We start from the raw sequence: 16,703 nt of genomic DNA on the forward strand, positions 1-16,703 counted from the left end.
CCGAAGCAAGGACGACGTTATGCCACCGCTGCGCGCTGCCAATCTGCTCGCCACTCTCGAAGGCGCCCGCCTGCACTCGGCCGACTGCGCCCACTGGCAGCGCTGGGGCCCGTATCTGAGCGAGCGTCAATGGGGCACGGTGCGCGAGGATTACAGCCCGGACGGCACCGCCTGGGACTCCTTCCCGCACGATCATGCGCGCAGCCGCGCGTATCGCTGGGGCGAAGACGGCATCGCCGGGTTCGGCGACGACAAGCTGAGCTGGTGCGTGTCGCTCGCGCTCTGGAACCGCAAGGATCCGATCCTCAAGGAGCGCCTGTTCGGCCTCACCAACGCTCAAGGCAATCACGGCGAGGACGTGAAAGAGCTGTACTTCTATCTCGACGGCACGCCGACGCATTCGTACATGCGGATGCTCTACAAATACCCGCACGCCGCTTTCCCGTACGAGGATCTGGTGCAGGAAAACGCGCGCCGCGGCGGCGACATGCCGGAGTACGAGATTCTCGATACCGGCGTGTTCGACGATCTGCGCTATTTCGACGTGCAGATCGAATACGCGAAACACGCGCCCGACGACATCGTGATGCGCGTGACGATCGAGAATCGCGCCGACGAATCCGCGTCGCTCGACGTGCTGCCGCAAATCTGGGCACGCAATTCGTGGTCGTGGAAGGAGAACAAGGACAAGCCGTCGCTGCTCGCCGGCACGGACCACAACGGTGACGCGCATTTGATCGGGCGTCAGCATGGGCAGGAACCGATTGTCGTGACGGCGTGGTCGAAGGACGCGCCGCAGCTCGCGTGGCTTTTCTGTGAGAACGACACCAACGTCAAGCGTCTGTTCAACACGGACGGCGCTGGCCCGTTCAAGGACGGCTTCAACGACTATCTCGTGCATGGCGACCAGCACGCGATACGTCACGACGGCGGCACCAAGGCCGGCGCGCATGCGGCGCTCGAATTCGGTCCGCACGGGCGCGCGGTGGTGTACCTGCGCTGGCGTCCGCAGTCGGCGCCCGACGACGTGCAGTTCGACGCGGACGCACTGTTCGCGCGCCGCATCGCCGAGGCCGACGAATTCTATGGCGCGCTGCAACACGAGATCGCCGATCCCGACGCGCGCCTCGTGCAGCGCCAGGCGCTCGCCGGCATGCTGTGGTCCAAGCAGTATTACCAGTACGACGTGCAACGCTGGTTCCAGGGCGATCCGCTGCAACCCGCGCCGCCCGCGAGCCGCAAGCACGGCCGCAATGCGGACTGGCGGCATCTGTGCAATGCGGACATCGTGTCGATGCCCGACAAGTGGGAATACCCGTGGTACGCCTCGTGGGACCTCGCGTTTCATGCGGCCGCGTTCGCGCTGATCGACCCGGCGTTCGCGAAGCGTCAGTTGCTGCTGCTGGTGAAGGACCGCTATCAGCATCCGAACGGCCAGCTGCCCGCCTACGAATGGGCGCTCGGCGACGCCAACCCGCCGGTGCATGCATGGGCCGCATGGCGCGTGTATGAGATCGATCGCGCGATGACCGGCAAGGCGGATCGCGATTTTCTCGAACTCGTCTTTCATAAACTGTTGCTGAATTTCTCGTGGTGGGTGAACCGCAAGGACGCCGACGGCCACAATATATTTCAGGGCGGCTTCCTCGGGCTCGATAACGTCGGGATCTTCGACCGCTCGTCGCCGCTGCCGACCGGGGGCCACATCGACCAGGCGGACGGCACCGCATGGATGGCCGCGTATGCGCTCGACCTGATGCGCATCGCGCTCGAACTCGCGTATGCGAACCACGTGTTCGTCGATATCGGCGTGAAGTTTTTCGAGCACTTCCTGTATATCGCCGAAGCCGTGAGCTGCGACGACGGCTGCGATACGGGCCTGTGGGACAGCGAAGACGAGTTCTTCTACGACAAGCTGCGCCTGCCCGACGGCAGCAACGTGCCGATGCGGGTGCGCTCGATCGTCGGTCTGATTCCGCTGTTCGCCGTGCACGTGCTCGAAGAGCGTCTGCATGGCGAGCTGCCGTGCCTGCGCGAGCGGCTCGTGTGGTTCCTCGAGCATCGGCCGGATCTGGCGAGGCTGGTGTCGCGCTGGAACGAGCCCGGTAAGGGCAACGCGCTGCTGCTGTCGCTGCTACGCGGTCATCGGATGAAAGCGTTGCTGCGGCGCGCGCTCGACGAAAGCGAGTTCCTGTCCGATCACGGCGTGCGGGCGCTGTCGCGCTTTCATCGCGATCAGCCGTTCGTGTTCAATCACAACGGCAACAGTTTCTGCGTCAAGTATCTGCCGGCGGAATCGGACACGCGCGTGTTCGGCGGCAATTCGAACTGGCGAGGTCCGGTGTGGATGCCGGTCAACTACCTGCTGATCGAATCGCTATACGAATTTCACCGTTATTACGGCGACGAGTTCCGCGTCGAATACCCGACCGGTTCGGGGCAGAAGTTCTCGCTGAGCGAAATCGCCGACGAACTCGCGCGCCGCGCGACCACGCTGTTTCTGAAGAACAAGGACGGCGAGCGGCCGGTGATGGGCGCGTATCCGCTGTTGCAGGCCGACCCGAAGTCGGCTGACCTGGTCCTGTTCCACGAGTATTTTCACGGCGATAACGGACGCGGCGTCGGCGCTTCGCACCAGACCGGCTGGAGCGGGCTGGTCGCGTTGCTGCTGCAGCCCCGTGCGATGGCGGCATCGGGCAACGTACCGCTCGCGGGCGAGCCGGAGCGGGCGCCGATTCCCATGGCGGCCGGTGCGGCGGTTGGGGCTGCGGCACAAACCGCAACCCCGGCACGCGTGCTCAAGCCCGAACCCGCACCCGCACCCGAGCCCGAGCCCGCAGTCGCAGTTCCAGTGACCAAGTAATGGGCCGCGGCCGACCCGCACGCTGCGGGATGAGATCGGCCCTGTGGCTCTGTAACGCCGCGCATCTTGCAACTGGCGTGATCGTTTTTGAACTGTGTGGGTTCAAGCGTGGTCTTTCATGTACCGCCACGTCCGTTCCATTGGCTTCCTCAAGTGAATCCCATGTCGACTACACCGAACACCCAGGCTTCCGATCATCCCGCCGCCGCTCAGGCGCCGAGCTGCAAGGTCAGCGCGAGTCCACACGATGCACCGGCGTCGCCACCCGGCAAGCGGCCCGCGCCGCCTTGCACGCTCGTGATCTTCGGCGCCGGCGGCGACCTCACCAAGCGGCTGCTGATGCCCGCGCTGTACAACCTCGCGGTGGACGGCCTGCTCGATGGCGCGATGAAAATCATCGGCGTTAATCACGGCGAGCGCGAGACGCCCGAGTGGCGCGAAGATCTGCACAAGTCGCTCCAGCAATTCGCCGCCGACAAAGCCAGCACCTTCCACGCCGGCAAGCTCGACGACCAGGCATGGGACTGGGTCGCGCAACGCCTCGAATACATGGCCGGCGAATTTGAAACTGACGACACCTTCACGAAGCTCAAGCAGAAGCTCGCGCAGTCGCCCGGTGGCAACGTGATTTTCTACCTCGCGGTCGGCTCGCGCTTTTTCAAACCGATCGTCGAGCATCTCGGCAAGGCGGGGTTGCTCAAGGAAGGCGAGGGGAATGACGGTAGCGGCTTCCGCCGTCTCGTGATCGAGAAGCCGTTCGGCACCGATCTCGCCTCGGCGCGCGATCTGAACGCGCACATCCTGTCGTATGCAAAAGAAGAGCAGGTGTATCGCATCGATCACTTTCTCGGCAAGGACACCGTGCAGAGCATTCTCGCGGTGCGTTTCGCGAATGCGCTGTTCGAACCGGTATGGCGGCGCGAATATATCGACAGCGTGCAGATCACCGCGGCGGAAACGATCGGCGTGGAAGGGCGCGGCAAGTTCTACGAGCAGACGGGCGCGTTTCGCGACATGGTGCCGAACCACCTGTTCCAGTTGCTCGGCATGGTCGCGATGGAGCCGCCCAATTCATTCGACGCCGAAGCCGTGCGCGACAAGAAAGCCGAAATCTTCGACGCGATCCAGCCGCTCACGCCCGACGACGTCGTGTTCGGGCAATACGACAAGGGCGCGGCGGGTGTCGGGTATCGTGAGGAACCAGACGTCGCGCCCGGCAGCACGACCGAGACCTACGCGGCGGCGCGCGTGTTCGTCGAGAACTGGCGCTGGGCCGGCGTGCCGTTTTATCTGCGTACCGGCAAGCGGCTCGCCGCGCGCCGCACGGAAATCTCGGTGCAACTGAAGCCGGTGCCGTTCCGCCTGTTTCGCGATACGCCGGTCGACGCGCTCACGCCGAATGTGCTGACCTTGCGCATCGATCCCGCGCACGGCACGAGCTTCGACTTCAACGTGAAAACGCCGGGGCCGGTGATGCAGATCGGCGCGGTGCAATCGTCGTTCGACTATGCGGACTTCTTCGCGGCGAGCGCGAACGTCGGCTATGAGACGCTGCTGTACGACTGCATGCTCGGCGACGAGACGCTGTTCCAGCGCGCCGACAGCATCGAAACGAGCTGGTGCGCGGTGGACGACGTGCTGCATCCGAAAGGCGGCGGCGCCATGCCGGTGCACGGTTATGCGGCCGGCAGCGAGGGCCCCGCGCAGGCCGACGCGCTGCTCGCACGCGATGGCCATGCATGGCGGCCGTTGAACAGGAATCCAGTCGGGAAGAAGTAAGGCCAACACGCGCACCAACTTAACGGGGGACACCGTGGCTAAACGTACGGCAGCAAGCAAGACATCAGGCAGGACATCAGGCAAGACAGCCGGCAAGACAGCCGGCAAGACGAAAGTGGCGGGCAGCGCCGAGCGGATTCTGGCAATCGACGTCGGCGGCACCGGCCTGAAAGCCTCGATCATCGACGCGGACGGCCAGATGAAAACCGAACGTGTGCGAGTGGCCACACCGCATCCGTGCACGCCGGATCAGCTGGTGGATACGCTGGCGAAGCTGGTCGCGCCGCTCGTCGACGAGGCGCCGCCCACGTTGATGTCAATCGGCTTTCCGGGCGTGGTGCGCAACAACCGCATTCTGACCGCGCCGCACTTCGGGCTCGAAGGCTGGCACGATATCCCGCTGGCCGACGCGTTGGCGCAGCGCCTGGGCGGCTTGCCGGTGCGCATGATCAACGACGCCGAGATGCAAGGCTTCGCCGCAATCGAAGGACATGGCCTCGAATTCGTGCTGACGCTCGGCACCGGCGCGGGCACCGCGATGTTCCGCGACGGCGAGCTGATGCCGCATCTCGAACTCGCGCATCATCCGGTCAGCAAGAAGGGCGTCGCGTACGACGAGTACATCGGCGAGGCCGCGCGCGAGAAGGCGGGGAACAAGCGCTGGAACCGGCGCGTTCACAAGGTGATCGGGATTCTGGAATCGCTGGTGAACTACGACAAGTTGTGGATCGGCGGCGGCAACGCGGCGCGTCTCAACTTCGATCTGCCGGCGAACGTGGCAACCGTCTCGAACGATGCCGGTATCGAAGGCGGCGCGCGCTTATGGCATCCGCGCTCGCTGCGCGAAACGCGGCAGTTGCCCGAAGCGAATCAACGCAGCGGGCCGTTCAAATGACGCCCTGCGGTGAAGTTCTGACGAGGGGCGATACACAATGACGCAAAGCGGCTTTGCACGGCGTTTGCGCTGCGCCAGTGCCTGCGTGGTATTCGCGTTCGCGAGCGTGCAGGCGTACGCGGTGGAAGCGTTCGCGGTCGCATCGCCCGGTCTGGCCGACGGCGGCGCGCTCGATTCGAGCCATGCGGCAAGCGCCAACAATTGCGGCGGCGGCAACGTGTCGCCGGCGCTGCAATGGCGTAATGCGCCCGCGGGCACGAAGAGTTTCGCGGTCACGATTTTTGATCCCGACGGCGCGAAGGGATTGGGCATCGTGCATTGGGTGCTGTACGGCATCGCGCCGTCGACGACGGGGTTGGCAGCGGGTGCGGCCATGCCGCCCGGCAGTGTCGCCGGTACGAATCGCACGGGCGCTACCGGTTACTACGGGCCGTGTCCGCCGATCGGGGACGTGCCGCATCACTACGTCGTCCAGGTCTTTGCGCTCGATCTGCCGCCCGATGCATTGCCGGCCGGCTTGACCCGCGATGCGTTGCTCGCGGCGATCAAGGATCACGTGATTGCCGCGACGAGCACGGTGCTGCGATATGGGCGCTGATGCAGCCCGACTCGCGGCGGGGCGGTGCTGGGTCGCGTCGCCACGCCGCTGCGGAACCGCCGTGAAACTGGCGCGGCTTATCTGGCCGCGTCTCCCCAGCGATATTGCACGCTGGCTTCATCGAGTTGCGTCTTGATCTGCGTATCGAGCACGAGTTCGGATGCCGCGAGCGTATCGCTCAACTGCTCCGCGCGGCTCGCGCCGATAATCGCCGACGTCACGAGCGGATTGGCCAGCACCCACGCGAGCGAAATCCGCGTCAACGACTCGCCGGCCTGCGCCGCGATCGTCTTGAGTTGTTCGATCGTCTCGAACTCGCGCTTGTGCCAGTACCGCTCCTGGTACATCGCACCGGCCTTGCCGACGCTTTCGGTGAAGCGCCCGCTCTCCGGCGCGGCATCCAGCCGGTGCTTGCCTGTCAGCAAGCCGCCCGCCAGCGGGTTGTACGGCATCACGGCCAGTTGCTCCTCGGCGGCCAGCGGCAGCAACTCCCGTTCGATCTGACGGAACAGCAGGTTATAGCGCGGCTGGACCGACACGAAACGCGCGACGCGCAAGACGTCGGCGCGTCCCAACGCGCGCGCGAGCCGGTATGCGAGAAAGTTCGATACGCCGATATAGCGCGCTTTCCCTGAGCGCACGATCGTATCGAGAGCTTCGAGCGTTTCGTCGAGCGGCGTGTTCGCGTCGTCGGAGTGGAGCTGGTAGAGGTCCACGTAGTCGGTGCCGAGCCGGCGCAGCGACGCGTCGATCGCATCGAGCAGATGCTTGCGCGAGGCACCCTGGTCCCACGCCGACGGTCCCATCTTGCCCACCGCCTTGGTCGCGAGAATGAAGCGCTCGCGTTTGCCCTTCAGCCAGCGTCCGATGATCTCCTCCGTGCGCCCGGCAATCTGCTCGTCGCCGCCGAGCGGATACACATTGGCCGTGTCGATGAAGTTCACGCCGGCGTCCGCCGCCGTGTCGAGGATACGATGCGAGACTTCGTCCTCGGTCTGCAGGCCGAAGGTCATCGTGCCGAGACACAGACGCGAAACGGTCAGGCCGGTGCGGCCGAATTGACGGTATTGCATGGTCAACAACTCCAAAATGAGCGGGACAGGAGGGGGGACAGTGTTGCAAAAATGATAAATGGTGTTGCGAATAAATGTTGGCTGTAGGCGCTTATATTTTGTTATTTAATTGAAGGTTTGTACTGGAAATCCAATAGGATTGTCGGCTTGCTGGTATTCGAATTCCGCGAATCGTGAATTACATATCGTAATAAAATGCTATCTTCAGCGGAATAAAAATTACGAAATCCATACGTCCGTAAAAGACGGAAACAATTCCATTACGCGAGGTAACACCTCGCGCGATTGATGCGGTTTGGGACATGTGGAATGATAGCGATTCTCATTTGACTATTGCCACCAGCCAGCCATCCCGTCACTGCCGCTTCAGTTCAGGCGACCGGAAGCCAGCCAAATGCGGCTTGCCACCTATTCCATGGGAGACATGCGAATGGGCAAGCGCACACCTGACGGGATTTCCAATGTTCAACCATACGCCGCTTGCGACTGCGTTAGCGCTAGCTTTTGCCATTCCATTTGCGACACCGGCTGTCGCGCAGACCGCGCCTCAAGCCGCGTCGCAACCAACGGCCGATAAAAATCCGGCAAACGCACCCGCAGGCGCATCGACCAACGCCATCGCCGACAGCGGTACGCTGCCCGCCATCGGCGTCGCGGCGCAGGCCGAGCAGCAGGACTTCCAGGCGGAACGCTCGACGGTGGGGGCGAAGACGCCGACCGCATTGCGCGATATTCCGCAAACCGTCACCGTGATCAATCGAGACCTGCTCGCCTCGCAAGGCGCGACGTCGTTTACGGATGCGCTGCGCAACGCGCCCGGCGTGACGATCGGCGCCGCCGAAGGCGGCCAGATCGGCAACAACATCAACCTGCGCGGCTTCACCGCACAGAACGACATCTATCTGGACGGCTTTCGCGACCGCAACCAGTACTATCGCGACACCTTCGATCTGGAATCGCTCGAAGTGCTGTACGGCCCGTCGTCGATGCTGTTCGGCCGCGGCTCGACGGGCGGCGTGATCAATCAGGTGACCAAGAAGGCGCAGTTGAAGGACTTCGCGGAAGTCTCGGGCATGGTCGGCACCGACGACCGCTACCGCACCACCGTCGATGTGAACCACCAGCTCACGGATACCGCGGCGATTCGCCTGAACGCATTCGGCCAAAGCCTCGGTTCGACGCGCGACGTGATGAAGAACAAGGACTTCGGCATCGCGCCGGAAGTACGCTTCGGCATCGGCACGCCGACCGAGGTGACGCTGTCCGCGCTGATCCAGCATAACCACGACATGCCCGACTACGGCATCCAGGCGTTGAACGGCGCTCCGTCGCCGGTGCCGAGAAACACCTTCTACGGCCTGACCGACGACCGCACGATCCAGGATGTGCAGATCTTCACCGCCGCGATCAAGCACAAGTTCTCGGACGCGCTCACGCTGACCAACCAGACGCAGTTCTCGCACTCGGAGACCGATGCGCGCGAAACCGCGCCGCAGGCGGTGCTGACCGGGCCGCTGTCGTCGAGCACCGCGTTGACCAACGGCAACTTCACGACGCTGTCGCCATCGCAGCTGTTCATCAAGCTGCAGAGCCATGACCGTGTGATCGAGAACCGCGCGATCTACAACGACACGATGCTCGAATACAAATTCGACACCGGGCCGATCAAGCACGACCTGATCGCCGGCTTCGAGATCGGTCACGACAGCTATTCGAACCAGGCGTACACGCGCAACAACCTGCCGATCGTGCCGATGCTGAATCCGCCGATCATGGATACGCCGTCCAACGTGACGACCACGGTCGGCAACTACGCCAACTCCGGCGCGACCGAAATCGGCGCGTACCTGAACGACACCGTCTCCCTGAACCAGCACTGGAAGGTGATCGGCGGCTTGCGCTGGGATCGTTTCCAGGCATCGATCACCAACTCGATCAGCGCGCCGGGTTACGCGAGTCAGACCAACTTCTTCACCAGCGTGCGCGCGGGCGTGATTTACCAGCCGACCGACTGGCAGTCGTACTACGTGTCGTACGGCACGTCGTTCAACCCGTCGCTCGAAAACCTGACGGTGACGAACCTGACGCAAAACCTCGCACCGGAATCGACCAAATCGTATGAAGTCGGCGGCAAGTGGGATCTGTTCGGCGGCAATATCTCCGTGACCTCCGCGTTCTTCCGCGAGGAAATGGACAACGCCCGCACGCAGGTCTCGCCGACCGAGTACGAACTCGCCGGCGACATCCGCGTGGACGGTTTCCAGGCGGGCGTGACCGGCCACATCACCGACAAATGGCAGGTGTTCGGCGGCTACACGTACATGGACGCGGTGATCCTCAAGGCGCTCGACGGCACGCAAGGCCACACGCCGGCCAACACGCCGCGCAACACGCTCACGCTCTGGACGACCTATGCGATCACGCCGCATTGGGAAATCGGCGGCGGCCCGATCTACATGTCGCCGCGTTATGCATCGAACACCAACTACGTGCGGGTGCCGGGCTACACACGCTGGGACGCGACCGCGGCCTATCACGCGAAGAAGTTCGACGTGCGTCTGAACCTGCTGAACCTGACCAACAAGGCGTACTTCGACGCGCTGATTCCGTCGGACGGCGGCCGCTCGGTGCCGGGTATCGGACGCACGCTGCTGGCGACCTTCGACTACCGCTTCTGATACGGACAGGGCGGATACGGTAGGCTCAGCGGTTTTGGCGAAACCGCCGAGCCCGACGCAAAGGAAACATCATGTTGCTGCAGATTCCGAAAGTACTGGACGCCGAACGCTTGCGTTTCGTGCGCGAACGGCTCGAGCAGGCCGGCGACGCCTGGGTCGATGGCCGTGCGACCGCCGGTTATCAGGGCGCGCCGGTCAAGCGCAACCAGCAGATCGCCGAGCACACGCCGGTGGCGCGTGAACTCGGCGACGTGATTCTCGCGGCGATCGAGCGCAATCCGCTCTTTATCAGCGCGGTGTTGCCCAACCAGGTGTATCCGCCGCTGTTCAACCGCTACGAAGGCGGCATGCAGTTCGGCAGTCATGTCGACGGGGCGGTGCGCGTGCTGCCCAACGGCGTGAAGCTGCGCACCGATGTGTCGGTCACGCTGTTCCTTTCCGAACCCGACGAGTACGACGGCGGCGAACTCGTGATCGAAGACACCTACGGTGTGCAGCAGGTGAAACTGCCGGCGGGCGACATGATCGTCTATCCGGCCACCAGTCTGCATCAGGTCACGCCGGTCACGCGCGGCGCGCGCATCGCCAGTTTCTTCTGGGTGCAAAGCCTCGTGCGCAACGATACGCAACGCGCGCTGCTGTTCGACATGGACACCGCGATTCAACGCCTGAATGCCACCCATGCCGACGACACCGCACGCCGCAGCCTCGTCGGCTGTTATCACAATCTACTGCGTACCTGGAGTGAAACGTGAGCGTCCCCGACACGATCGACATGCAGCCGGCGGCCGGCGTGGACCGCGCCGCGCGCGAGCCGCAACAACTCGACAGCGGTGACCTGAAGTCGCGGCAGCAGCGCTCGCGCCGCGCGAGCTTCATCAAATGGCTGCGCAAGGTGCATGGCTGGGTGGGTTTGTGGGGCGCGGCGCTCGGCCTGCTGTTCGGCACCACGGGGTTCTTTCTGAACCATCGCGGCGGGCCGCTGAGAGTGTCGACCGGCGAGCCGCAAGTGTCGGTGTTGCAGGTGCCGTTGCCGCAACCGGCGCCGGATACGCCGCGTGAGTTGGGCAAGTGGCTCAAGCACGAACTGAAGATCGCCGGCAACCCGGGGCGCGTGCAGAAGGAGCCCGCGCATCCGGTCGCGTGGGGCGAGCGCAGCGTCGTCCAGCCCGAGCACTGGCAACTGAATTTCGCATCGCCGCATGAAAACACGTCGGCGGAGTACTGGGTCGGCAATGGTTACGTGACGGTCAAGCGCAGCGAAAACACCTTCCTCGCGATGCTGACGAATCTGCACAAGGGCGTCGGCTTGAGCGTCGGCTGGGTGCTGCTGATCGACACGCTCGCGGGCAGCCTCATTCTGCTGTCGCTCACGGGCGTGCTGCTGTGGACGGAGTTGAACAAGCGCAAGACGGTGGGCGTGGTGCTGGTGCTGGGCTCGATTGCCGCCGCCGTGTGCATGAGTTCGATATGAAGCAGGCTTAGCCTGACTGAAGGAGTCCGGTCGGCGGCGCTCGCCGCCCGACCGTGACGTTCGCCTTGGGCGCACCCTGCGTCGAGGTACGTTTTACCTGCGTTGTACCGGCATTGCCCGCGCCGCATTGCATGATTGACCGATGCCATCCGCCCCGCCAACCCATGGGTCGGCGCGCGGCGCTCAAACCCCGTCGTTTCGAGCCCTGGCGCTCATCTCTTCTTCCTCCGGCAACCCGCTGCATGCGAGAATCGCGCTACTGAATCGCGCTACTGAATCGCGCTACTACAAGTGCGCCGTCATCGTTAGCCATCCGTCGTATCGGGCACCGCTTTTGCAACAGCGGTCACACGAATTTTGACCTGCCGCGCCGAGGAGATCGCGTTGAAAGAGCCGGATCGCTTCCTGTCGGATGTACCGCATGCCGGTCCGACCGCGCCGTCGTTTCTTGCTGGCGGAGGCGAACTCGGTGCGCTGATCCGCGCCTACGACTGGCGCCGCACCGCGCTCGGTGCGCCCGACACCTGGCCGCAAGGGCTGAAGACCGCGATCCGCATCATGCTCACGTCGCGGCAGCCAATCTGGATCGGCTGGGGCGACGAGCTGCTCTATTTTTACAACGACCCGTACAAATCGATCATCGGCGGCAAGCATCCGGTCGCGCTCGGTCAGCCGACGCGGGTCGTGTGGGCCGAAATCTGGCCGGACATCGAGCCGCTGTTGCACACCGCATTGACCGGCGCCGAAGGCACCTTCGTCGAACAGAAGCTGCTCATCATGGAGCGCAACGGCTTCCCCGAGGAGACCTATTACACCTTCTCGTACAGCCCGATTCCCGGCGACGACGGCGAGCCCGGCGGCATCATCTGCGCGAACAGCGACGACACCCGGCGGGTGGTCGGCGAGCGGCAACTCGCCTTGCTCAAGGAACTGGCGGCGGCGAGCCCCGATGGCCGCGACTGGCGCGAGGCGTGTGAACTGAGCGCGCGTGCGCTGCGCTCCAACGCGCAGGACCTGCCGTTCGCGTTGCTGTACGCGGTCGAACCCGGCGGCGCGACGGCCACGCTGGTCGGCGCGAGCGGCATCGAGCCGGGGCATCCCGGCGCACCCGAGTCGATGCGCATCGACGGCGCTGCGCGCTGGCCGCTCGCCGACGTGCTGAAGGTCCAGGCGCCGCAGATGGTGCGTGGTCTGACGCAGCTTTTCGGCAGCGCGTTGCCGGCCGGTCCATGGCATCTCGCGCCGGAGCAGGCGGTCATCCTGCCGGTATCGCCGGGCAGTGAAACGACCCATGCGGTGGTGCTGATCGCGGGCCTCAATCCTTGCCGTCTTTACGACGACGCGTATCGCAGTTTCCTGAACCTGGCCGCCGGCCAGATCGGCGCGGCGATCGGCTATGCGCGGGCCTATGAGGAAGAGCGGCGGCGCGCGGAAGCGCTGGCCGAAATCGACCGCGCGAAAACCACGTTCTTCTCCAACATCAGCCACGAATTCCGCACGCCGTTGACGCTGATGCTCGGCCCGCTCGAAGAACTGCTCGCGAGGCCGCAGCCCGGTGTCAGCGCGGACGCACACAAGCCGGGCGCCGACGTCGACGACCGCGCGTTGATCGAGATCACGCATCGCAACGGCTTGCGTCTGTTGAAGCTCGTCAATGCGCTGCTCGATTTTTCGCGCATCGAGGCGGGGCGCATGCAGATTCACACGCAGCCCACCGACATCGCGTCGTTCACCGCCGAACTCGCCTCGCTGTTCCAGTCCGCGATCGAGGCGGCCGGCTTGCGCCTCGAACTGGAGATGCCGGCGAGTCCCGTGATCGTGCAGCTCGATCGCGAGATGTGGGAAAAGGTCGTGATGAACCTGCTATCGAACGCGTACAAGTTCACGTTCTTCGGCACGATCCGCGTGACGGTTCGCGTGCTCGAAGGCGGCGGCGTCGAAGTCGGCGTGACCGACAGCGGCATCGGCATTGCGGCAGAAGAAGTACCGCGGCTCTTCGAACGTTTTCATCGGGTGGCGGGCGCGCCGGGCCGCTCGGTCGAGGGCAGCGGCATTGGCCTCGCGATGGTGCAGGAACTGGTGAAGCTGCATGGCGGCACCGTGGTGGTCGACAGCCGCTTGGGCGAGGGCGCGTGCTTTACCGTCGTGCTGCCGCGCGGCGCGATGCTGGTGCCCACCGGCGACGCCGCCGTGCATGCGGCGATGAGCCAGCACGCGCGCACCTATGTGGATGCCGCGTTGCGCTGGAGCCCGGAGCACGAGCTGCTCGACGAGACGGCGGCCTCGGCGCCGGTATCCGCTTCGGTTGCCGGCGCCGGCGAATCGAAGTCGGCAAGCGCGCGCCTGCTGGTCGTGGACGATAACGCGGACCTGCGCGAATACATGAGCCGCATCCTGCGCGCGGCGGGCCACGACGTGCGCCTTGCCGCCGATGGCGAGGCGGCGCTCGACGCCGCGCGTGCGGAACCGCCCGATCTGGTGCTGTCCGACGTGATGATGCCGCGGCTCGATGGCTTCGGCCTGCTGCGCGAACTGCGCGCCGATCCGCTCCTGCGCGACACGCCGGTGCTGATGCTGTCGGCCCGCGCGGGCGAGGAAGCGCTCGTCGACGGCATCGAGCACGGCGCGGACGATTACCTGACCAAGCCGTTCTCGTCGCGCGAGCTGCTGGCTCGCGTGTCGGGCAATCTGCAACTTGCGCGGCTGCGTCGCGAGACCGAGTTGAAACTGCGCGAGGAATCGCGCACGCTCGAAATCCTCAATCGCGTCGGTTCGACCGTGGCGGCCGAACTCGACCTGAAGCGCGCCGTGCAGATCGTTACCGACGCCGCCACCGAACTGACCGGCGCCGCGTTCGGTTCGTTCTTCTACAACGTGCTCGACGACAGCGGCGGCAGCTACATGCTGTACACGCTGTCGGGCGTGCCGCAGGACGCCTTCGAGCGGTTCCCGATGCCGCGCAACACGGCAGTGTTCGGTCCCACGTTCAAGGGCGAAGGCGTCGTGCGCGTCGACGACATCACGCAGGACCCGCGCTACGGCCACAACGCGCCATATCGCGGCATGCCGGAAGGTCATCTGAAGGTGCGCAGCTATCTGGCTGCGCCGGTGCAGTCACGCAACGGCGAAGTGGTCGGCGGGCTGTTCTTCGGTCATCCGGAACCCGGCGTGTTCACCGCGCGCGCGGAGCGGATCGTGGCCGGCATCGCGGCGCAGGCCGCGATCGCCATCGACAATGCGCGCCTCTACGAGGCCGCGCAAAGGGAAATCGCCGAACGCGCCAAGGCGCAAAGCGCACTGCACGATCTGAACGAGACGCTGGAGCGCCGCGTGATCGAAACGGTGGCCGACCGCGACCGCCTCTGGGAGCTGAGCGAAGACCTGCTGGTGGTGGCCGATATCGAGGGACGCCTGCAGCGCGTGAGTCCGTCGTGGAGCAGCGCGCTCGGCCATAACATGCACTGGCTGATGTCGCGCTCGTACGTCGATCTGGTTCATCCCGACGACGTCGCCCTCGTCAGCGCGCATCTCGCCGAACTGCGCCGCACCGGTTTGCCGGTGCGCTATGAAAACCGCTTCAAGCGCATCGACGGCACGTGGCGCTGGGTCGCGTGGACGCTCGCGCTCGATCCCGCCACCTCGCGGATTCACGGCGTGGGCCGTGACGTCACCGCCGACAAGGAAACCGCCGAGGCGCTGCGGCACGCCGAAGAGGCGCTGCGCATGGCGCAGAAGATGGAAGCGATCGGCAAGCTCACGGGTGGCGTCGCGCACGATTTCAACAACCTGCTGCAAGTGATCGGCGGCAATCTGCAACTGCTCGCGAAAGACGTCGCCGGTGCCGAGAAGCCCGAGCAACGCGTGCGCAATGCGCTGGCCGGTGTGGCGCGCGGCGCCAATCTCGCGTCGCAACTGCTGGCGTTCGGGCGGCGTCAACCGCTCGCGCCGAAGGTCGTCAATCTCGGCCGCTTCGTGCGCGGACTCGACGACATGCTGCGGCGCGCGCTCGGCGACGGCGTCGAAATCGAGACCATCGTGTCGGGCGGGCTGTGGAATACGCTGGTCGATCCGTTCCAGGTCGAGAACGCGCTGCTCAATCTCGCGATCAACGCGCGCGACGCGATGAACGGCCACGGCAAGCTCACGATCGAAGCCGGCAACGCCGCGCTCGATCACGCCTACACCCGGCGCAACGTGGATGTCACGCCGGGCCAGTACGTGATGCTGGCGGTCACGGACACCGGTTCCGGCATGTCGCCGACCGTGCGCGAGCGCGTGTTCGAACCGTTCTTCACGACCAAGCCGGAAGGCCAGGGAACCGGGCTCGGCCTGAGCATGGTGTACGGCTTCGTCAAGCAGTCCGGCGGCCACGTGAAGATCTACAGCGAAGAGGGGCACGGCACGACGATCCGCATTTATCTGCCGCGCGTGCGTGAGGAAGAAGACCTCGAAACGAATGTCGATGCCGGTCCCGCGAAGGGCGGCACGGAGACGGTCCTGATCGTCGAGGATGACGAGGAAGTGCGCACCACCGTGGTCGAGATGCTGTCGGATCTCGGTTATCGCGTGCTGAAGGCGAAGGATGCGCAGAGTGCGCTGGCGATCGTCGAAAGCGGCGTGCCGATCGACATGCTCTTCACCGACGTGGTGATGCCCGGTCCGTTGCGCAGCACCGAACTGGCCCGCAAGGCGCGTGAACGTTTGCCGACCATCGCGGTGCTGTTCACATCGGGCTACACCGACAACGCGATCGTGCATGCAGGGCGGCTCGACGAAGGCATCGAACTGCTCAGCAAGCCGTACACGCACGAAGCGCTGGCGCGCAAGTTCCGCTACGTGCTGCAGTCGCAGAACCCGCAGGCGGCTGAACTGTCTGAGGCCGAGCGCCAGCTTTTGCAAATCGATCCGCCGTTTGCGGCGGCGGACGCCGATAGTTTTGCCGTGGGGGCACGCATGCGGATTTTACTGGTGGAAGACGACGAGATGATCCGCATGAGCACCGCCGAGTTGCTGCGGACCTTCGACTTCGACATTCTGGAAGCCGAAGGCGAGCAGGACGCGAAGCGGATGCTCAGCGAGCACGCGATCAACGTGATGCTGACCGACGTGGGGCTGGCCGGCAAGTCGGGCGTCGATCTGGCGATGGACGTGTGCCGCGAGCGGCCCGATCTGCGCGTGATCTTTCTGACGGGCTACGATCTCGCGCTGACGCCGGAGCAACGCAAGGTCTTGCCGCACGCGATCTCGTTGCGCAAGCCATACGAGGTGCTCGATCTGATCGATGCGCTGAAAACGCCGCTGAGCTAGCCGCGCCAACGAGCGACGCCGCTCACGCATGCACGC

9 protein-coding genes are annotated in these 16,703 nt (G+C 64.7%); 8 read left to right on the forward strand and 1 reads right to left on the reverse strand.

Annotated features, from left to right (window positions below; translation table 11 throughout):
* Nucleotides 1-19 precede the first annotated feature (19 nt).
* The 4 genes from PQQ53_RS29165 to PQQ53_RS29180 all read left to right on the forward strand — a co-directional run bounded on the left by PQQ53_RS29165 (nt 20) and on the right by PQQ53_RS29180 (nt 6,135).
* Complete coding sequence (locus tag PQQ53_RS29165; RefSeq protein ID WP_408328019.1) at nt 20-2,863, forward strand: MGH1-like glycoside hydrolase domain-containing protein; 2,844 nt, start codon at nt 20-22, stop codon at nt 2,861-2,863.
* Between the two features lie 162 nt (nt 2,864-3,025).
* Nucleotides 3,026-4,642 carry a glucose-6-phosphate dehydrogenase gene (gene zwf / locus PQQ53_RS29170; RefSeq protein ID WP_408142027.1) on the forward strand — a complete coding sequence of 539 codons (1,617 nt, stop codon included), beginning with the start codon at nt 3,026-3,028 and terminating at the stop codon, nt 4,640-4,642.
* 115 nt (nt 4,643-4,757) lie between these two features.
* Nucleotides 4,758-5,537 (forward strand): ROK family protein, encoded by a 780-nt coding sequence (locus PQQ53_RS29175; RefSeq protein ID WP_408328119.1) that lies wholly within the window; start codon nt 4,758-4,760, stop codon nt 5,535-5,537.
* A gap of 37 nt (nt 5,538-5,574) precedes the next feature.
* A complete protein-coding gene (locus tag PQQ53_RS29180) occupies nt 5,575-6,135 on the forward strand; it encodes a YbhB/YbcL family Raf kinase inhibitor-like protein (RefSeq protein WP_408328022.1) in 561 nt (186 codons plus the stop codon).
* Between the two features lie 77 nt (nt 6,136-6,212).
* Here PQQ53_RS29180 and PQQ53_RS29185 read toward each other — a convergent pair whose 3' ends face one another.
* Complete coding sequence (locus PQQ53_RS29185) at nt 6,213-7,208, reverse strand: aldo/keto reductase (protein ID WP_408154208.1); 996 nt, start codon at nt 7,206-7,208, stop codon at nt 6,213-6,215.
* 461 nt (nt 7,209-7,669) lie between these two features.
* Between PQQ53_RS29185 and PQQ53_RS29190 the strand changes: the two genes are divergently transcribed.
* The 4 genes from PQQ53_RS29190 (at nt 7,670) to PQQ53_RS29205 (ending at nt 16,667) form a co-directional block, all read left to right on the forward strand.
* Nucleotides 7,670-9,886 carry a TonB-dependent receptor gene (locus tag PQQ53_RS29190; RefSeq protein WP_408328025.1) on the forward strand — a complete coding sequence of 739 codons (2,217 nt, stop codon included), beginning with the start codon at nt 7,670-7,672 and terminating at the stop codon, nt 9,884-9,886.
* Nucleotides 9,887-9,957: 71 nt separating this feature from the next.
* Nucleotides 9,958-10,641: a Fe2+-dependent dioxygenase gene (locus PQQ53_RS29195; protein WP_408142036.1), complete on the forward strand. Its 684-nt coding sequence runs from the start codon at nt 9,958-9,960 to the stop codon at nt 10,639-10,641.
* Nucleotides 10,638-11,360, forward strand: a complete 723-nt coding sequence (locus PQQ53_RS29200; RefSeq protein WP_408328028.1) for a PepSY-associated TM helix domain-containing protein — start codon at nt 10,638-10,640, stop codon at nt 11,358-11,360. Before PQQ53_RS29195 ends, PQQ53_RS29200 begins: the two co-directional genes overlap by 4 nt.
* A 384-nt stretch (nt 11,361-11,744) precedes the next feature.
* Nucleotides 11,745-16,667, forward strand: a complete 4,923-nt coding sequence (locus PQQ53_RS29205; RefSeq protein WP_408328031.1) for a response regulator — start codon at nt 11,745-11,747, stop codon at nt 16,665-16,667.
* The last annotated feature ends 36 nt before the right edge of the window (nt 16,668-16,703 follow it).

This window comes from Paraburkholderia strydomiana (assembly GCF_046030495.1).
GTDB lineage: Bacteria > Pseudomonadota > Gammaproteobacteria > Burkholderiales > Burkholderiaceae > Paraburkholderia > Paraburkholderia strydomiana_A.